The organism is Sulfitobacter sp. 1A10359 (genome assembly GCF_043558145.1).
GTDB classification, from domain to species: domain Bacteria; phylum Pseudomonadota; class Alphaproteobacteria; order Rhodobacterales; family Rhodobacteraceae; genus Sulfitobacter; species Sulfitobacter faviae.
Window position 1 is genome coordinate 62,662 of record NZ_JBIFGB010000004.1, and the last position, 17,842, is coordinate 80,503.

The 17,842-nt window shown below is 64.7% G+C and carries 20 protein-coding genes; 9 read left to right on the forward strand and 11 right to left on the reverse strand.

The window, feature by feature from the left end; all coding sequences use genetic code 11:
• The first annotated feature begins 3 nt into the window (after nucleotides 1–3).
• The 6 genes from odhB to lpdA all read left to right on the forward strand — a co-directional run bounded on the left by odhB (nucleotide 4) and on the right by lpdA (nucleotide 4,472).
• Complete coding sequence (odhB, locus tag ACGYK2_RS11520) at nucleotides 4–1,590, forward strand: 2-oxoglutarate dehydrogenase complex dihydrolipoyllysine-residue succinyltransferase (protein WP_271689338.1); 1,587 nt, start codon at nucleotides 4–6, stop codon at nucleotides 1,588–1,590.
• A gap of 130 nt (nucleotides 1,591–1,720) precedes the next feature.
• Complete coding sequence (locus tag ACGYK2_RS11525) at nucleotides 1,721–1,942, forward strand: hypothetical protein (protein WP_271689337.1); 222 nt, start codon at nucleotides 1,721–1,723, stop codon at nucleotides 1,940–1,942.
• A complete protein-coding gene (locus tag ACGYK2_RS11530) occupies nucleotides 1,939–2,322 on the forward strand; it encodes an MAPEG family protein (protein ID WP_271689335.1) in 384 nt (127 codons plus the stop codon). The genes ACGYK2_RS11525 and ACGYK2_RS11530 overlap by 4 nt, the downstream gene beginning before the upstream one ends.
• A gap of 11 nt (nucleotides 2,323–2,333) precedes the next feature.
• Nucleotides 2,334–2,597 carry a hypothetical protein gene (locus ACGYK2_RS11535; protein ID WP_271689334.1) on the forward strand — a complete coding sequence of 88 codons (264 nt, stop codon included), beginning with the start codon at nucleotides 2,334–2,336 and terminating at the stop codon, nucleotides 2,595–2,597.
• On the forward strand, nucleotides 2,594–2,989 hold the full coding sequence (locus ACGYK2_RS11540) for an MAPEG family protein (protein ID WP_271689333.1): 396 nt from the start codon (nucleotides 2,594–2,596) through the stop codon (nucleotides 2,987–2,989). The genes ACGYK2_RS11535 and ACGYK2_RS11540 overlap by 4 nt, the downstream gene beginning before the upstream one ends.
• 94 nt (nucleotides 2,990–3,083) lie before the next feature.
• Nucleotides 3,084–4,472, forward strand: coding sequence for a dihydrolipoyl dehydrogenase (gene lpdA / locus ACGYK2_RS11545; RefSeq protein ID WP_271689332.1), 1,389 nt, complete (start codon nucleotides 3,084–3,086; stop codon nucleotides 4,470–4,472).
• Nucleotides 4,473–4,850: 378 nt separating this feature from the next.
• Here lpdA and ACGYK2_RS11550 read toward each other — a convergent pair whose 3' ends face one another.
• Genes ACGYK2_RS11550 through ACGYK2_RS11560 form a run of 3 tightly spaced genes read right to left on the reverse strand, consistent with a single transcriptional unit; the run spans nucleotide 4,851 to nucleotide 7,167 of the window.
• A complete protein-coding gene (locus ACGYK2_RS11550; RefSeq protein ID WP_271689331.1) occupies nucleotides 4,851–5,588 on the reverse strand; it encodes a 1-acyl-sn-glycerol-3-phosphate acyltransferase in 738 nt (245 codons plus the stop codon).
• Complete coding sequence (locus ACGYK2_RS11555) at nucleotides 5,585–6,493, reverse strand: ABC transporter permease (RefSeq protein ID WP_271689330.1); 909 nt, start codon at nucleotides 6,491–6,493, stop codon at nucleotides 5,585–5,587. Before ACGYK2_RS11555 ends, ACGYK2_RS11550 begins: the two co-directional genes overlap by 4 nt.
• Nucleotides 6,490–7,167, reverse strand: coding sequence for a cell division ATP-binding protein FtsE (locus ACGYK2_RS11560; protein WP_271689329.1), 678 nt, complete (start codon nucleotides 7,165–7,167; stop codon nucleotides 6,490–6,492). The genes ACGYK2_RS11555 and ACGYK2_RS11560 overlap by 4 nt, the downstream gene beginning before the upstream one ends.
• Nucleotides 7,168–7,329: 162 nt before the next feature.
• Here ACGYK2_RS11560 and ACGYK2_RS11565 point away from each other — a divergent pair, with 162 nt between their 5' ends.
• On the forward strand, nucleotides 7,330–8,310 hold the full coding sequence (locus tag ACGYK2_RS11565; RefSeq protein WP_276154466.1) for a zinc-ribbon domain-containing protein: 981 nt from the start codon (nucleotides 7,330–7,332) through the stop codon (nucleotides 8,308–8,310).
• Between the two features lie 6 nt (nucleotides 8,311–8,316).
• Here ACGYK2_RS11565 and ACGYK2_RS11570 read toward each other — a convergent pair whose 3' ends face one another.
• Genes ACGYK2_RS11570 through argH form a run of 6 tightly spaced genes read right to left on the reverse strand, consistent with a single transcriptional unit; the run spans nucleotide 8,317 to nucleotide 14,240 of the window.
• The gene (locus tag ACGYK2_RS11570; protein WP_271689326.1) at nucleotides 8,317–10,869 is read right to left on the reverse strand and encodes a DUF4175 domain-containing protein; all 2,553 of its coding nucleotides are present in this window, start codon (nucleotides 10,867–10,869) and stop codon (nucleotides 8,317–8,319) included.
• A gap of 35 nt (nucleotides 10,870–10,904) precedes the next feature.
• The gene (gene lysA, locus ACGYK2_RS11575) at nucleotides 10,905–12,170 is read right to left on the reverse strand and encodes a diaminopimelate decarboxylase (RefSeq protein WP_271689324.1); all 1,266 of its coding nucleotides are present in this window, start codon (nucleotides 12,168–12,170) and stop codon (nucleotides 10,905–10,907) included.
• A gap of 27 nt (nucleotides 12,171–12,197) precedes the next feature.
• Nucleotides 12,198–12,515, reverse strand: a complete 318-nt coding sequence (locus ACGYK2_RS11580) for a DUF2834 domain-containing protein (protein WP_271689322.1) — start codon at nucleotides 12,513–12,515, stop codon at nucleotides 12,198–12,200.
• Nucleotides 12,515–12,676 (reverse strand): hypothetical protein, encoded by a 162-nt coding sequence (locus tag ACGYK2_RS11585; protein ID WP_271689321.1) that lies wholly within the window; start codon nucleotides 12,674–12,676, stop codon nucleotides 12,515–12,517. The genes ACGYK2_RS11580 and ACGYK2_RS11585 overlap by 1 nt, the downstream gene beginning before the upstream one ends.
• A complete protein-coding gene (locus ACGYK2_RS11590; protein ID WP_271689320.1) occupies nucleotides 12,673–12,852 on the reverse strand; it encodes a hypothetical protein in 180 nt (59 codons plus the stop codon). Before ACGYK2_RS11590 ends, ACGYK2_RS11585 begins: the two co-directional genes overlap by 4 nt.
• Nucleotides 12,849–14,240, reverse strand: coding sequence for an argininosuccinate lyase (argH, locus tag ACGYK2_RS11595; RefSeq protein ID WP_271689319.1), 1,392 nt, complete (start codon nucleotides 14,238–14,240; stop codon nucleotides 12,849–12,851). The genes ACGYK2_RS11590 and argH overlap by 4 nt, the downstream gene beginning before the upstream one ends.
• 23 nt (nucleotides 14,241–14,263) lie before the next feature.
• On the opposite strand from argH, the gene ACGYK2_RS11600 reads away from it, so the two are divergent.
• Nucleotides 14,264–14,833, forward strand: a complete 570-nt coding sequence (locus ACGYK2_RS11600; protein WP_271689318.1) for a TlpA family protein disulfide reductase — start codon at nucleotides 14,264–14,266, stop codon at nucleotides 14,831–14,833.
• Nucleotides 14,834–14,869: 36 nt separating this feature from the next.
• On the opposite strand, the gene ACGYK2_RS11605 is transcribed toward ACGYK2_RS11600, so the two are convergent.
• Nucleotides 14,870–15,937: a Hint domain-containing protein gene (locus tag ACGYK2_RS11605; protein WP_271689317.1), complete on the reverse strand. Its 1,068-nt coding sequence runs from the start codon at nucleotides 15,935–15,937 to the stop codon at nucleotides 14,870–14,872.
• Between the two features lie 198 nt (nucleotides 15,938–16,135).
• Here ACGYK2_RS11605 and ACGYK2_RS11610 point away from each other — a divergent pair, with 198 nt between their 5' ends.
• On the forward strand, nucleotides 16,136–16,663 hold the full coding sequence (locus ACGYK2_RS11610) for a winged helix DNA-binding protein (protein ID WP_067262160.1): 528 nt from the start codon (nucleotides 16,136–16,138) through the stop codon (nucleotides 16,661–16,663).
• Nucleotides 16,664–16,702: 39 nt separating this feature from the next.
• On the opposite strand, the gene gap is transcribed toward ACGYK2_RS11610, so the two are convergent.
• The gene (gap, locus tag ACGYK2_RS11615) at nucleotides 16,703–17,704 is read right to left on the reverse strand and encodes a type I glyceraldehyde-3-phosphate dehydrogenase (protein ID WP_271689316.1); all 1,002 of its coding nucleotides are present in this window, start codon (nucleotides 17,702–17,704) and stop codon (nucleotides 16,703–16,705) included.
• Nucleotides 17,705–17,842 lie beyond the last annotated feature (138 nt).

The window sequence follows — 17,842 nt, forward strand, 5'->3', positions numbered from 1 at the left end:
ACCATGACAAGCGAAGTACGCGTCCCAACGCTGGGCGAATCCGTCACAGAAGCCACCGTTGCCACATGGTTCAAGAAACCCGGCGATACCGTCGCGGTGGATGAAATGCTCTGTGAGTTGGAGACAGACAAAGTCACCGTCGAAGTGCCTAGCCCCGTCGCTGGCACATTGAGCGAGATCGTTGCGCAAGAAGGCGAAACCGTGGGCGTTGATGCCCTGTTGGCCAATGTCAGCGAAGGCGATTCTGGCTCGGACGCCGCGCCGAAAGCCAAAGAAGCCGCCAAGGACGATGAGGCCGCCTCCCAGTCCGACCGTGGCGGTGATGCGCCCAAAGCCATCGACGCAGGCGCTACCGAAGTCGCCGCCCGCGAAGGTCAAAGCATCGACGTACAGGTGCCCACCTTGGGCGAATCGGTGACCGAAGCGACCGTGAGCACTTGGTTCAAAAAGGTCGGCGACAAGGTCGAAGCCGATGAGATGCTCTGCGAGTTGGAGACCGACAAAGTTAGCGTCGAAGTCCCCGCCCCCGCCGCAGGTGTGCTGGCCGAGATCTTTGCCGAAGAAGGCAGCACCGTCGAAGCGTCCGCCACACTGGCCGCGCTGACCACCGGCGCAGGCGCTGCTGCCCCCAAGGGTGAAGACGCCAAATCCGGTGCCGGTGCCGCGCCTGAGACCAAGCCCGCCGATGGCAAAGATGTCGAAGACGCACCTTCCGCCAAGAAAGCCATGGCCGAAGCGGGGATCAGCCGCGATCAGGTCACAGGTTCGGGCCGCGATGGTCGCGTGATGAAGGAAGATGTTGCCAAAGCCGTGGCCGCTGGCACCTCCGCCGCGCCCAAGGCCGAGGCGAAGCCCGCCGCACCGCGCGCCGCTTCCGCCCCCGATGACGCCGCCCGCGAAGAGCGCGTCAAGATGACCCGCCTCAAGCAGACCATGGCGCGCCGCCTTAAGGAAGCGCAGAACACCGCCGCGATCCTGACGACCTTCAACGAGGTCGACATGACGGAGGTCATGGCCCTGCGCAACGCCTACAAGGCCGACTTCGAGAAGAAGCACGGCGTGCGGATGGGCTTCATGTCCTTCTTCACCAAGGCCTGCTGCCACGCGCTGAAAGAGATCCCCGAGGTCAACGCCGAGATCGACGGCACCGACGTGATCTACAAGAACTACGTCCATATGGGCGTCGCCGCGGGCACGCCCACGGGCCTCGTGGTGCCGGTGATCAAGGACGCTGACGCGATGTCCTTTGCCGAGATCGAGAAGGCGGTGAACGCCATGGGCAAGAAGGCCCGTGACGGCAAGCTCACCATGGCCGACATGACCGGCGGCACCTTCACCATCTCCAACGGCGGTGTCTACGGCTCGCTGATGACTGCGCCGATCCTGAACCCGCCGCAGTCCGGCATCCTCGGCATGGCCAAGATCCAGGACCGCCCGATGGCGATCAACGGTGAGGTCGTGATCCGTCCGATGATGTATATCTCGCTCAGCTACGACCACCGCCTGATCGACGGCAAGGGCGCGGTGACCTTCCTTGTCCGCGTCAAAGAGATGCTCGAAGATCCGCGCCGTCTGTTGATGGATCTGTGATACTATGGGCGGGGGGCGACCCCCGCCCTATCGCTATACGGCCCGTCGCTCTTAGAAGAATGATAGGCGAAGTTTCAGATCGAATTATGTAGTCTGAAGTTGTTGCATCATTCAATTTAAGGAGAAGGCCATGAGAACCGCAGATTTAGCCAATACATTTGCCGATCGATATCACAATGCCGCAGAACGACAGGTGGTCGTGTCGATTCACCTCTTCGGGATTGAGTTTGCCGAGCAACTCAAAGGCCAGAACATTCAAGAGATCTGTGAGCTCGCAAGAGTACCGAAATCATATGGCACCGAGATTCGAAAAGGTATGCGATTGGCCCCTCATGTGGAGCTAAAGAAATGACCGAAACCACCCTCCTCGCCGCCTATGGCCTTCTGGTCATGCTGACGATCCTCTTGCAGGTGCTGGGCGCGACCCGGCAGCTGTCGATGGGCTACCTGATGTCCTCGCGCGATGAGACGCGCACCACCACCGGCATGACCGCACGTCTGGGCCGCGCGCTTGATAACTCTGTCGTGGCCATGGCGATCTTCGCCCCCGCCGTGCTGCTGGTAGAGATCTTGGGCCGCAACAACAGCGCCACACTGCTCGCCGCCCAGGTCTTCTTGCTGGCGCGGATCATCTACGTGATCGTCTACGCTCTTGGCGTGCCGACAATCCGCACCCTCGCTTGGCTGGCGGGCTATGCCGCCACCGCCGTTCTCTATTTCCACGCGCTCTGAAAGGCATTCCCATGCAGATGATCTGCCACTTCGACGTCACCGATTTCGCCGCTTGGAAAGACGCATTCGACGCCGATGCCGAGGCGCGGCGCAATGCGGGGCTCTCGGTGCTGCAAATCTGGCAACACGCCGACAGCAGCAGCAAAGCCTCCGTTCTCTTGGATGTGAACGACCGCAAAAAGGCCGATGACTGGCTCGCCCGATCAGATGCGCTGAGCAGCGATGACAAGGGCACCGTGACCAGTTCCACCGCCTATTTCGTGAAATCCGCATGAGCGCCGAGCTGACCGTCCTGACCCTCGCGGCCCTGCTACAGGGGCTGCAATTCGTGCTCTACGCCGTGCCCGCCAACCGTGAGCTTGGCCCCGGCTACACCATGTCGGCGCGTGACCGTGAACCGTCGCGCGCGATGAGCGACCGCACCGCCCGTCTGGGTCGGGCGCTTGACAACCATTTCGAAGGGCTGATCCTTTTCGGCATCGCCGTGGGCGTGGTGCAAATGTCGGCCCAGAACACCGCCTTCACCGCCGCCTGCGCTTGGGTCTATCTCATCGCCCGGCTGCTCTATATTCCCGCCTATGCGCTTGGCCTGCGCCCGCATCGGTCGTTCATCTGGATCGTCGGTTTCGCCGCGACCATGCTGATGCTGCTGGCGGCCCTCGTTTAACCCTTTCCCCCAACACCCGCAGGCAGCGGCGCTTGCACCTGAAACCCGCGCCTCATACCTTGCCTGCAATACCCGACTGCTAAGGAGACCCCCCATGTCGAGCTATGATGTCATCGTGATCGGCTCCGGCCCCGGCGGCTATGTCGCCGCCATCCGTTGCGCGCAACTGGGCCTGAAAACCGCCTGTGTCGAAGGCCGTGAGACCCTCGGGGGCACCTGCCTCAACGTGGGCTGCATCCCCTCCAAGGCGCTGCTCCACGCCACGCATATGCTGCATGAGGCCGAGCATAATTTCGAAGAGATGGGTCTCAAGGCGAAAGCGCCGACCGTCGATTGGAAGCAGATGCTGACCTACAAAGACAAGACCATCGAGACCAACACCAAGGGCATCGAATTCCTGTTCAAGAAGAACAAGATCGACTGGCTCAAGGGCTGGGGGTCGATCCCCGAGGCGGGCAAGGTCAAGGTCGGCGATGAGGTCCATGAGGCCAAGAACATCATCATCGCCTCCGGGTCTGAGCCCGCAAGGCTGCCGGGTGTCGAGGTCGATGAGAAGACCGTCGTGACCTCCACCGGCGCGCTGGAACTGGGCAAGATCCCCAAGAAGATGGTGGTGATTGGCGCAGGCGTGATCGGTCTGGAACTGGGCAGCGTCTACGCCCGTCTCGGCACCGAGATTACGGTCGTCGAATACCTCGACGTGATCACCCCCGGCATGGACCCCGAGGTGCAAAAGACCTTCCAACGCATGCTGAAAAAGCAGGGGCTGAACTTCGTCATGGGCGCTGCCGTGCAGAAGACCGAAGTCGCCAAAGGCAAGGCCACGGTCAGCTACAAGCTCCGCAAGGACGACAGCGAACATGAGATTGAAGCCGATGCCGTGCTCGTCGCCACAGGCCGCAAGCCGGTGATCAAAGGCATGGGGCTCGATGATCTCGGCATCAAGATGACCGAGCGCGGCCAGATCGCCGTCAACGAGCATTGGGAGACCTCCGTCAAAGGCGTCTATGCCATCGGCGACGTGATCGAGGGCCCGATGCTGGCGCATAAAGCCGAGGACGAAGGCATGGCCGCCGCCGAAGTCATCGCGGGCAAGCATGGCCATGTGAACTACGGCGTGATCCCCGGCGTGATCTACACCCACCCGGAAGTCGCCAGCGTGGGTGAGACCGAGGCGACGCTGAAGGAAGCGGGCCGCGCCTATAAAGTCGGCAAATTCTCCTTCATGGGCAACGCGCGGGCCAAAGCGGTCTTTGCCGGCGACGGTTTCGTCAAGCTGATCGCGGATAAGGAGACCGACCGCATCCTCGGCTGCCACATCATCGGCCCCGGCGCGGGCGACCTGATCCACGAGGTCTGCGTCGCGATGGAATTTGGTGCCTCGGCGCAGGATTTGGCGATGACCTGCCACGCGCATCCGACCTATTCTGAAGCCGTGCGCGAAGCCGCACTGGCCTGCGGCGACGGGCCGATCCACATGTAAGACGACGGGGCGGGCCAAGGGTCCGCCCCTTTTCGTTGCGCAGGCGGCGCACGCTGCGGCTATCGCGCGTTAGCACCCCTGCCGTAAAACCACCCCCGTCGCGACATTCACGGAAGATGAGGCCCTTCGCGGGTCATGTCGATACGTAGAGACATGCAGGGTGACGCCTGTCTTTTCCACCTCCCCCGGCGGCGCCGCCACTTTAACGGCTTCCTGAATATCTAAGATTGCAGCCCGCGAAACCATCGTTTCAGCGGGCACTACGGCATGCCGACAAATCGCAAAGGGCAGCGCCGCCCCGCGGGTCGGCGCTGCCCGGCCTGCGGCCGGGCGTGTCATTCCGAGAAGCCTCAGACCAAAAAGGCGAGCGCCCCGCGCCTACCCCGCCTCCGCAGGCCGCCACCCCGCCTCGCGCAGCAGCGCGTCGGATTGGCTCTCCACCTCCTGCTCCAACCGCGCCATGAAGGTGCGCTTGTCCAGCCCCGGCTCGATCGGCTCCAGAAACTCCACCACGGCCAAGCCCGGGCGGCGGTAGAGGCCCCGGCGTGGCCAGAAGTAGCCCGCATTGGTCGCCGCAGGCACGCAGACCTGCCCCAGTTGATCGTAAAGCACCGCCGTGCCGACCTTGTAAGGCGCGCTCAGCCCGGGGGCGACGCGGGTGCCTTGGGAATAGATCACGATCTGCCCCGGCTCCACCCGGCCCGCGTTTACGTCTTCCATCATCTTGGTGATCGCCTGCCCGCGCTTGCCCCGGTTCACGGCGATCATCTGCATCCGCTTGGTGTACTGCCCGATCACCGGCGTCCAAAGCACCTCCCGCTTCATGATGAACTTGGCCCGTGGCAGGGCGTGGAAGATCATGATGATATCGAGGAAAGACTGATGCTTGGCCGCGATCAGAACCTCACCCTCGGGGACTTGGCCGCGCACTTCGCAGCGCAAGCCGATCAGCCAACGCGCCGTCCACATGGCCCAAGCGGCATAGGCTTTGCAGCCCGCATAGGCCCCGCGTTTGGAGAACATCGCCCAAGGCGCGAAGGCCAGCCCGATCACCGGCATCGCCACGGTCACCTGCACGATATAAAGGATCGAGCGGACCCATTGCAGCAGCTTCATGTCAACTCCCTCAATGTACGCCGCGCGGCGGCCCCGGTGGCGGCAAAGGCGACCGCGCCGACGAGAAGCGGCACCATCAGCGGCACGGCCCAATGCCAGCCTTGGAAGCCCAAGCCGGTCAAAAATCCGCCTGCCTCGCCCGCGTCAGGCAGCAACACCACCGCGATCATGCCCAAAGCCGTGCCCGCCGCGGCACCCAGAAGCGCGCGCAGGGTGAAACGGCGGATGAAGGCCCGCGCGATATAATCATCGGTCGCCCCCACCAGCCGCAGCACCGCGATCACCTGCGCATTGGCCGCAAGCGCCGCTTGCGCCGCAAGCGTCACCATCGCGGCCACCGCAGCCCCGATCAACAGCGTCGAAATCCAGCCCAAGAGACGCAGGCGGCTGGCCGCGGCAACCAAGGGCGCGCGCCAGCGGCTGTGATCGTCCAGCACCGCGCCCGGCACCTCAGCCGAGAGACGCAAGCGCAGGCCCACGGGGTCCAACCCCTCACCCTCCTCGACCACTTCGATCAGGCGCGGCACCGGCAGGTTCTCCATCGCCAATTCCGGGCCGAACCACGGGGCGAGCAGCTCTTCTTGCTCCGCATCCGTCAGGGCACGGGCCGAAGCCACGCCCTTGGTCGTCTGCAACACCTTCAAGGCGGCCTCCGTCTGGGCCGCGCGTTGATCCAGCGGCGCCACGATCCGCACCGTCGCCGACTGCGCCAACTCCTGCCCCCAGACCTGCGCCAAACGGCCCGAGGCCAGCGACAGCGCCAAGGCAAAGACCGCCAGAAAGGCCATCGCCCCCGCTGCGAAAAGCGTCAACTGCGCGGTGAAACCCGAAGGCGGCACCACGCGGTCGGCCTGCCGGTCGCCTTTGAAAATCGCGCGCAGGGCGCCCAGATCGAAGCGCTTCACAGATCCGCCCCCGCCAGTTGGATGCGCCGGTTCGCGATGCGCAAGACGCGGGCCTGCACATGCGCTTTGGTGGCGCGGATGAGGCCCAGATCATGGGTGGCGATCAACACGGTCTTGCCCATGCGGTTCAACTCGATCAGCAGGCGCAGCAGCCGCTGGGACATCTCCCAGTCGATGTTCCCCGTCGGCTCATCGGCGAGGATCACATCGGGCGACATGATCACCGCGCGCGCCAATGCGGCCCGCTGCCGCTCCCCGCCCGAAAGCTCAGGCGGCAGAGCGTCGACGCGGTTGGTGAGGCCAACCCACGACATCAATTCTTCCAGATCCGTGCCCCCCGCCTCGGCCCCGCGGCCCGAGACATTGAGCGGCAGGGCCACATTCTCGGTCAGGGGGAGATGGTCGAGGAATTTCACGTCCTGATGCACCACGCCGACACGGCGGCGCAACAGCGCGATGTCATCGCGCCCCAGCCCGCGCACGTCCTGCCCGAACAGCCGTAGGTGCCCCGCCGTGGGCAAAAGCGCCCCATAGCAGAGCTTCATCAAGGTGGTCTTGCCCGCGCCCGAGGGGCCGGTCAGAAAATGGAACGATCCGGGGGCGAGTTTCAGCGTGATGTCGGACAGCAATTCGCCCCCGCCATAGCTGTAGGCCACATTTTCGAGCTCTATCACGCATCCACCTTAAAAAACTTCGACCTGTTGTGCCTCAGCACCGGAAAGGATTCAATCACTCAGAACCCCAGCACCCTGCCCAGATATCACTTTTCCTACGTTATTCTAGGACATATGCTGCCCGTTACGATCTCAGAGCACCGAACGAACCCAGGAATGACCATGCGGCTGATCTGCCCCAACTGCGACGCGCAATACGAAGTCCCCGACGATGTGATGCCGGCGGCGGGGCGTGATGTGCAATGTTCCAACTGCGGGCAGACGTGGTTCCAGCATCACCCCGACAATGCGCCAGAGGCCGAAGAGGATGATTTCGCCGACGACGTGATGCGGATGAAGCAGCGCGGCCCGGATGAGGACACGGAAGCCGCCGCAGCGGCCAGCCTGCCCGATTTGCAGCCCTTCGGCGATGAAGAGGAAGACGTGCCCTTTGAGGACGATCAAGACGACGACTTCGAAGACGAATTCGACCCCGAGGAGGAAACGCCCCAACCCGCCCCCGCCGCGCCGGTGCGCCGCCCCCTCGACCCCGCCATCGCAGAGATCCTCCGCCAAGAGGCCGCGGCAGAGCAAGAAGCCCGCCGCCGTCGCCAGTCCGAACCGCTGGAAAGCCAGCCGGACCTAGGCCTAGACGACGCGCCCCTGACACAGCCGCAGCAGGCCCCCGAGATCGCCGCAGAAGACCATGTGACCGAGGATGAAGACGCCCGCCGCGCCCATGAGGCGCGCCTGCGCATGGCCAAGATGCGCGGAGAGCCGGTCCCGGAAAGCGAGGTCGACGCCTATGGCAGCGCCTCGCGCCGCGATCTTCTGCCCGATATCGAAGAGATTAACTCGACCCTGCGCCATGACGGGCAAGAGGGCGCGCAGGCCGGGCCCACCCCCACCGCCGCGCTCGACCGCCCCGAAAAGCCGCAGAAATCCGGCGGGTTCATGCGGGGGTTCACCATAATGATCGTTTTGGCGGCCCTGCTCGCGGTAGTCTATGTCTACGCGCCCGAGATCGCGCAGTCCCTGCCGCAGGCCGATCCCTATCTGTCATCCTATGTGGCATGGATGGACGATGCGCGGCTCTGGCTCGACGGGCAGTTGCAAGACCTGCTGGTCTGGCTCGACACCGTGGCGACCCAGTCGCAGGGCTAGTCCCGATCAGAACCGATCCAACAACCTGTTAAGGTAATCCCGCTCGACCTCGGGCCTCTCCGCCTCGCCTGAGCGGCGGCGGATTTCGTCCAGCAACCGCCGCGCGCGGCCTTGATCGTCCGGCCCCTGCGCCAGCGGCGCGTCCGAGCTGTTGGCCCCGCTGCCGCCCTGCTCACGCCCAAGCGGATCGCGCCCCTCGCCGCGCTGATCGCCGCCCTCTGCCGTGCCTTGGCCCGGCTGGCCTGCGCGTTGCTCCTGTTCCATCGCTTCACCGAGGGCGCGCATGCCCTCGCGCAGCGCTTCCATCGCCTGCGCCTGATTGTCGATCGCCTCGGCCAGTTCATCGCGGCGCAGCGCCTCTCCGGCGCGGTTCATCGCCTCGCCCGCGCGGTCCAGCGCGTCGCGGGCCGCGTCCCCCTCAGCCGTGCCCTGCCCGGGCAAACGCCCTTGCTGGCGGCGCAGCTCGTCGCGCAGTGCCTGCTGGCGACCGGCCAGCCCCTCCTCGGCCCCATCTTCACCGGAGGGGCCGCCCTGCCCGCGCTGGCCTTCATGGCTCTCGCCGCGCCCCTGCCCGCCGTTGCGGCCTTCGTTGCCGTCACTCTCGCCCGCGCCGGTGCCGGGATTGAACTGCTCTTGCAGGTCGCGGAAGGCCTGATCGCTCAGCCCCTGTTGCTCACGCAGCGTGTCCGACAGCCCCTCCATCGCCTGCTCACCGGGCGAATTGCCGCCCTGACCCGGCTGGCCTTCGGTGACGCGCATGTTCTCCATCATTTCCTGCAACTGGCGCAGCGCCTCGGCGGCTTCGGCCATGCGGCCCTGTTCCATCAACTCCTGAATGCGGTCCATCATGCGTTGCAGATCGTCTTGGGTCATCTGCATCGCTTCGCCCTGCGGCTGCTGGTCTTCGCCCGCGCCCTCCTGCGCCTGCTGCCGCTGAAGTTGCTCCAGATAGTCTTCGGTGGCGCGGCGCAGCTCGTCCATCAGCTCGGCGATTTCGGCCTGCGAGGCACCGTTCTTCATCGCCTCGTTCAACCTATTCTGCGCGCGGCGCATCCGCTCAAGCGCATCGGCCAACACGCCTTCTTCCAATTCGATCGCCAGCGCCCAGAGGTCTTCGGCCAGCTCGGTCTGCACCTCTTCGTCCAGCCCGTAGCGCGCCCGCAGTTCCAGCCGCCGGATCACCTGCTTGAGCCGCAGCGCCGTCACCTCAGAACGCAGGTCATCGCCGGGGGCATAACTCACCGCGCGCAGCACCTGCGCAATGCGCGGCGCATTTGCGCGCGACCACAAAAGATCGCGCCGCATCTCAATCACCGCTGCCGCCGCCGGCTCGAAAAAACGCCGCCCCGGCAGGGTCAACTGGCTCACCTCGGTCACGGCCTGCTGTTCGGAGGCGTCCAATACCGAAAGTTGCAGCGACACCGGGAGATTGGCCCATGGGTGTTTCGAGAAATTCTCGATCAACGTCTCTTCGAAATCGCGCCGGTCGCCGCTGATCGGCATGGGCAGCGGCACCACGATCTCAGGCCGCGGCTCGGGGTCGACGGTCAGACCATAGCGGCGGTCGACAGAATCCAGATCAAGGCTGATCCGCGCTTCCCCGGCTTCGACGCCATAGTCGTCGCGCGCAAGGAACGGCAGGCTCATCTCTCCCAAGGCGGTCACCTCAGGCGGGCCAAGCCGTTCGACCTGTGGCACGGCATCGGGCAAAAGCGTGATCTGCCACGCCCGCGCGCCCGGCCCGTCGATGCTGATCTCTCCGCTTTGGCGCAGGGTGAAATCCTGCGCGGGTTCCGAGGATGCCGCCACCTCGCGGCCCGACACATTCTCAGCCACCGTCAGCGCGCCCAATTCGCCATAGAGCCGCAGGGTGATCAGCGTGCCCTCGGGCAGCGACAGCGCCCCGGCCTCAAGATCGTTGAGGTAGAGCGTCGGCTTGCCGGTATGGCGCGGCGGCTCGGCCCAGCCTTCCCAAACGGGGCCGGAGGCGAGCGTGCCGCCCGCCCCGCCGGGGGCCAGATGCGTCACCTCGCCCAACCGCCAGACGGAACCAAAGACAAGCGCCACGATGAACCCAAGCAAAGCCACATAGCGCAGCGCATAGGGATCGGCCTGCGCGACCCGTAGATCGCCCTTCACCGGCTTGGCCGCAGCCGCCCGCGCGGCCATGCGCCGCTGATGCGCTTGCCAGACCGCCGCCGAGGCGGCATCGCTTGCGCCAATCGCCTGATCGTCCAAGAGCGCCCGAATGGGCCGCCCCGGCAGGCTGGCATCCAAGCGCGCCAGCGCCGCCGCGCGGGATGGCAGACGGAAACGGCGCAGGGCAAAGAACAAACCGGAGAGAGCAGCAAGACCGACGATGGCCAACGCGGCCCAAAGCGCCCCGCCCGCCAAAGCATCCTGCGCGCCCATCATCAGCGCCGCCAGCACCGTCAGCACCAGCGCCAACACGGGCCAGAACGCCTGCACCAGCGCCTCGGCCAGCATCCCCGCCCAGGTCAGCCGCAAGGGCCAGCGCAAAGCGCGCAGCCCGTCTGTCCTGTCAGTGGAAGTCTCCATGCGTCACGCTCCGGTGGCCCGGCGGCGGGATGCCGTCAAAGCCATTCAGGGATGGTATCGCGGTTTATCATTTCGTCAAAGCTTGGCCGTGGGCGGATAACCGCGAATTGATCGCCGTTCACCAGCACTTCGGGGATCAGGGGCCGCGAATTATACTCGCTGCTCATCACCGCGCCGTAAGCCCCGGCAGAGCGGAAGGCCACCAGATCGCCTGAGCCCAGCACCGGCATCATCCGCTGTTTGGCGAAAGTATCGCCGGATTCGCAGACCGGGCCCACGATATCGACGGGGCGCGGCTCGGCCCCCGGGGCGGGTTCGGTCAGCGGCACGATGTCATGCCATGCGTCATACATGGCAGGGCGGATCAGATCGTTCATCGCGGCATCGAGGATCAGGAAATCGCGGCCCTCGCCGGATTTGAGATAGATCACCTCGCTCACCAGCACACCTGCGTTGCCCGCGATCAGGCGGCCCGGCTCGATCTCGACCTCGCAGCCCAGATGCCCCAGCGTGCGCTGCACCATCGCACCGTAATCCGTGGGCAGCGGCGGGGCGGAATTCGACCGCTCGTAAGGGATGCCCAAGCCGCCGCCGAGGTCGAGCCGCCGGATGTCATGGCCATCGGCCCGCAGCACCTCGGTCAGTTCCGCGACCTTGCCGTAGGCCTGCTCAAAGGGGGCGAGATCGGTCAACTGGCTGCCGATATGCACGTCGATGCCGACAATCTTGAGCCCCGGCAGTTTGGCCGCCATCGCATAGACTTCGCGGGCGCGGGCGATGGGGATGCCGAACTTATTCTCGCTCTTGCCGGTGGCGATCTTGGCGTGGGTTTTCGCGTCCACATCCGGGTTTACGCGGATGGTGATCGGGGCCACTTTGCCCAATTCGCGCGCCACGACATCCAGCAGGATCATCTCTGGCTCGCTCTCGACGTTGAACTGGCGGATGCCCCCCGTCAGCGCCAGTTCGATCTCTTCCCGGGTCTTGCCAACGCCGGAAAAGACGATCCTGTCGCCCGGCACGCCCGCCGCTTTCGCCCGGCGGTATTCCCCGCCCGAGACCACATCCATCCCCGCGCCCGCCTGCGCCAACGTGCGCAAGACGGCTTGGTTAGAGTTCGCCTTCATCGCGTAGCAGACCAGATGGTCCATCCCCGACAGCGCGTCGTCAAAAAGGTGGAAATGGCGCAGCAGCGTGGCGGTGGAATAGACATAGACGGGCGTGCCCACGGCGGCGGCAATCTCGGCCAGGCTTACGTCTTCGGCATGCAACACACCGTCTTTATAGAGAAAATGATCCATCTGCGTTTGGCCCCATGTCGTCGCCGCTTATCTGATGGGCGCTGTCCGCAGGAAAAGATAAAGCGGCAGGCCACAGCTCACCCCAATACAGAACGTGGCGGGAATGGCAATCAGGCTGAGGAAATTGCGCCGCACGGCGACCTCGCCAATGATCCAGATGGTCAAAGTGACGGCAGCGATGGTCAGGTCCCAGACCAGCCCGCTGGCGGCGGCATTCGCGTGCCATGCCTCGACCATGGCGCTCAGGCTCCAGCCTTCGGCGTTGAACCATGTGACGAAGTAATACATCGGATGGATCGTGCCCCAGACCGCGAGGGCGAGGTAGAGCATCCGCAAAAGCGACATCAGAAACTCTTGACCACGCCGACGGTGGCATAGCCCGACAGGCTGATCCCCGGCTCGGTCGGCGGTGTGGGTGCGGCCTGCCGTGGGGCGGACTGCGGCGGGGTGCAAGCGGCCAAGGCAAGCGCCCCGGCCACCAGTGTGATCTGCAAAAGCGGCCTCACGACCCGGCCCCGAGCGAGACGGAGAACGGCCCGCGGCGCAGCCCCACCGCTGTGCCTACCGAGACGCCCGACGAGGACATGGTGATGCTGCTGCTCGCCGTGGGCCGCACCGGTTCGCCATCCGCGCCACAGGCGGCAAGGCTCAACAGGGAAAGGGCCGCAAGGAGGCGTTTCACTTCAGGATTTCCTTCCAACGTGCGATTTGGGCACGCACCTGCGCGGGCGCGGTGCCGCCATAGGACATGCGCGAGTTTACCGAATTCTCGACGCCAAGCACATCGAAAACGTCCTTGGTGATCTCGGCATGGACCGATTGCATCTGCTCCAGCGTCAGGTCCGGCAGATCGCAGCCCTGCGCCTCGGCCATGGCCACCAGCGTGCCGGTCACGTGATGCGCGTCGCGGAACGGCAGGTTCGGCACGCGCACCAGCCAGTCGGCAAGATCGGTGGCGGTGGAGAAACCCGAGCCCGCGGCAGCGGCGAGGTTCTCGCGCTCGGCGGTCATGTCGCCCACCATCCCGGTCATCGCGGCCAGCGCCAGCATCAGGTTGTCGGCAGCGTCAAAGACCTGCTCTTTGTCCTCTTGCATGTCCTTGGAATAGGCCAGCGGCAGCCCCTTCATCACCATCATCAGCGCGGTGTTGGCGCCAAAGATGCGGCCCACTTTGGCGCGGATAAGCTCGGCAGCGTCGGGGTTTTTCTTTTGCGGCATGATGCTGGAGCCGGTCGAAAAACGATCCGACAGCGCCACGAAACGGAACTGCGCGGAGGACCAGATCACCAGCTCCTCGGCGAAGCGCGACAGATGCATGGCGCAGATGCTGGCGGCTGACATGAATTCCAGCGCGAAGTCGCGGTCGCTCACCGCGTCGAGGGAGTTCGCGGCGGGGCGGTCGAAACCAAGCGCCTCTGCCGTCATCTCGCGGTCGATCGGGAAGGAGGTGCCCGCCAATGCGGCGGCCCCCAGCGGGCATTCGTTCATCCGCTTGCGCGCATCGCGGATGCGCGACAGGTCACGGCCAAACATCTCGACATAGGCCATCATGTGGTGGCCCCATGTCACGGGCTGCGCGGTTTGCAGATGCGTAAAGCCCGGCATGACCCAATCGGCCCCCGCTTCGGCCTGAGACAAAAGCGCGCGGATCAGGGCCTGCAGCCCCTCGTCGGCGGCGTCCAATTGGTCGCGCACCCAGAGTTTGAAATCGGTCGCGACTTGGTCATTACGGCTGCGGCCCGTGTGCAGGCGGCCTGCGGGCTCTCCGATCAGGTCTTTCAGCCGTGCCTCCACGTTCATGTGGATGTCTTCGAGGGCTGCGGAGAATTCGAACCGGCCCTCGTCGATCTCTGACAAGATTGTGAGAAGCCCTTCCCGTATCGCGTCGGCGTCGTTATCAGTCAGGATGCCTGTGGCTGCCAGCATGGCGGCATGGGCACGCGACCCTTTGATGTCTTGCGCGGCCATCCGTTTGTCGAACCCGATCGAGGCGTTGATCGCCTCCATGATCGCATCCGGTCCGGCGGCGAAACGCCCGCCCCACATTTTGTTCGAGGTCGTGTCGGTCATGTTGAATACCCTTGGAGGGACGTATGAAAAATCTTGTGCTCGGCCTCGTTTATACGCTGCTTGTCGCAGGTGCAAACCCCGCCCTTGCCGGAACGGCTGACATCGCGGGGCTGCGCGAAGGGGACATGAAGAAACTCGTGATCCATGACGCGCCGCAGGCGGCCTCTGACGTGACCTTTGAGCGTGAGGACGATGGCGAGGCGATGTCGCTGGCGGATTACGAAGGCAAGATCGTGCTGGTGAACTTCTGGGCCACATGGTGCGCGCCCTGCCGCAAGGAGATGCCACAGTTGAACGCCCTGCAAAAGGAATTCGGCGGCGATGATTTTCAGGTGCTAACCATCGCCACGGGGCGCAACTCTGAGGAAGGGATCAAACGGTTCTTCGAGGAAGCGGGTGTCGACAGCCTGCCCCGTCACCAAGACCCGAAGCAAAAGCTCGCCAGCCAGATGGGCGTGTTCGGCCTGCCGATCAGCGTGATCCTAGACCGTGAAGGGCGCGAGATTGCCCGGTTGCAGGGCGATGCGAAATGGGATTCCGACAGCGCACGGGCGATCATCGCGGCCCTGATCGAAGAAGGCGCCGAGAGTTAAGCGCCTCTCGAACGGTCGGGCGCCCGTGCCCGGCTGTCACGCCACATGCCGCAGGATCGCCGCCTCCGAAGTGCTGAGATTGCGCCGCGCGAAACCGCCATAGCTGTGCGGATCCGTCTCAAGCTGCGGATATGCGGCCAGCAGCCGCGCCCGGTCCTGCGCGCCAAGGCTGGTCAGCGGGGCGGAGGCGGGATGAAAGCTTTCCGTCTCGACCCCATTGGCCCACATCACCTGATGTTCGGCCAGCAACACATGGACATAGGTCACCTCGCGCAGGGACATATCGCTGGCCACGCTGTGGCCGTTGATCAGGTCCTTGGCGGCGACCAGCACTTCGTCACAGTTGAACAGATCACGGGCCTGAGCGCCTTGCAGCACGATCCGGTGATCGGGGGAGACCAGCAGCGGGGCGTCGGGCTGGGCAATCCCCAAGGCTCCGGGGCGGAAGCGCACGGGGCGCAGATGCGGCATGGCATGTAGCCGCGCGCCGGTCATCCGGCGGCTGCCGATCCACTCCAGCGGCTGCGCGCCATTGTCCTTCGTCTGGATCAGATCGCCCTCGCGCAACTCTTCGATCAGGGCGCTGCCCTTGGGGGTCCGGATGCGGGTGCCGGGGGTGAAACAGATCACCCCGCCGCCCTCGGGCCGGTCATCGCGCGCCGGGGTCAGGGTGCTGTGCATCACCCAAAGCTCGCTGTTGCGCGGGGGCATTTCATCGACGAACATCAGCAGCGGCATCCGCCCCGGGCCTGCGTCAATCAGGGTGACGGTATAGGTCCGCGCGCCATTGGTGACCATGAAGCTGTCGTCGGGCAGCGGGGCCGTGCCCAGATCGCGCCGCGGTGCGGGCGGCAGTATGCCCCCCTCCTCAAGCGCGGCCCCGATCAGGCGCTGCACCTTGCGGGCCGCGCGTTTGCGCAGCCGCTCTGCCCCGTCCGCCATATCCAGCCGCAGCACATCATTCGGCCCATCCACCCGGATGGTATCCCCGCGCCACGCCCAGGCCGAGCCCAGTTCGAGCGACTGCACCGGCGCGGCCTCCAGACCGTCGATCTCTGTTTGCGACCAGCTGATGACAAACGTGCCCCGAAAGCCCGTTTTCATAACTGCTCTGCCTGCCTCGTTTATTATTGCCAGCAGCCTAGCAAAGCCGGGGACCGCGCGAAAGATGGCGCGAATGTGGCAGCGCAACCTGTTGCAAATTGATCTTTGCCCCTGCTGCACCGGCGAAGCGCCGCGAAACGCTTGTAAATTGTCAGCGTCTTGGTAACGTCAGAGGGGTCAAACACCCGGAGGCACCGCATGTCGGAAGAAGTACCCCCCACCCCGTCACGCCGCATCGTCTCTTCACGTCACTTGGCCGAGGGCGATGGCTGGGAGGCCTCCGAACTCGAATACGGCATGATCATCGCCTATAACGCCTTCACCCGCTGGATGTCGCGTTGCATGGCGGCGGCGGGCAATGGCGATCTGACGCCGCTGGAAATCCTCGTGCTGCACAACGCCAACCACCGGGGCCGGGAGAAGCGGCTGACGGATATCTGCTTCCTGCTCAACATCGAAGACACGCATACGGTGAACTACGCCCTTCGCAAGCTGGTCAAGGCCGAATTGCTGAGCGCAGAGAAACGCGGCAAGGAGGTGTTCTATCGCACCTCGCCTGCGGGCGCCGAGCTATGCGAAGCCTATCGCGCGATCCGTCAGGCGTGTTTTCTGGATGGCTTGCCGCGCACCGATATCTCGGGCGAGGAACTGCGCAAGATTGCGGCGCAGCTTCGGGCGATGTCGGGTCAATATGACCAAGCGAGCCGCGCGGCGGCCTCGCTGTAGAGCGCGGGCGCGAGGGCTGCCCCCCGCGCCAGCAATAGCTTAGATCAGCGCGGCAATGGCGCGCGCAGTGTCGTTCATGCGGTTCGAGAAACCCCATTCATTGTCATACCAGCTGACCACGCGGATCATGCCGCCATCGGTCACCCGCGTCTGATCGGGCGCGAGGGTCGAGGAATGCGGATCGTGGTTGAAATCGGTCGAGACCAGCGGCGCGGGCTCATAGGCCAACACGCCTTTCAACGCGCCATCGGCCGCCTCTTGCATGGCCGCGTTCACCGCCTCTGCCGTGGCCGGTTTCTTGGGCATGATGCACAGATCCACGAGCGAGACATTGGCCGTCGGCACCCGCACGGCAGAGCCTTCGAGCACGCCTTTCAGATGGGGGATCACCTCGGAAATCGCGGCGGCGGCGCCGGTCGAGGTGGGCACCATCGACAGGGCGGCGGCGCGGCCACGATACGGGTCGCGGTGCGGGCTGTCGTGGGTCGGCTGGTCGCCGGTATAGGCGTGGATCGTGGTCATATAGCCGGTTTCGATCCCGAAAGTATCGTCGAGCACCTTGGCCACGGGGGCGAGGCAGTTGGTGGTGCAGGACGCGTTGGAGACGATCACGTCTTCGCCGGTCAACTCGTCATGGTTGACGCCGTAGACCACGGTGCGGTCTACCCCCTTGCCGGGGGCCGAGATTAACACGCGTTTGCTGCCATTCTCCAGATGTTTCGCCGCCGCGTCGCGGGCGGTGAAGAAACCGGTGCATTCATAGGCCACATCGACGTCGCCCCAAGGCAGCTTCGCCGGATCACGCTCTGCCGTCATGCGGATGGACTGGCCCGCCACATGCAGGGTGCCGTCTTTCAATTCCGCATCCACCGGCAGGCGGCCATGGACGGAATCGTACTTCAGCAGGTGCAGCAGGTTTTCGGCATCGGTCAGGTCGTTGATGGCAACGACTTCGATCCCGTCAAAGCCGTTCTCGATCAGCGCGCGCAGCACGCAGCGTCCGATGCGGCCAAAGCCGTTGATGGCGATTTTCGTGGTCATGGTGAGTCCTCCGGTGGCCCGGTTTCGGGCGGATTGGCGCGGTTAGCGCTAACATAGCACTGGGTGTGACGGAGTTCAATTGGCCAGAAGTAGGAAATCGGCACCCGGGTTCAAGGCGCCGATTTTGGGCCTGTTTTC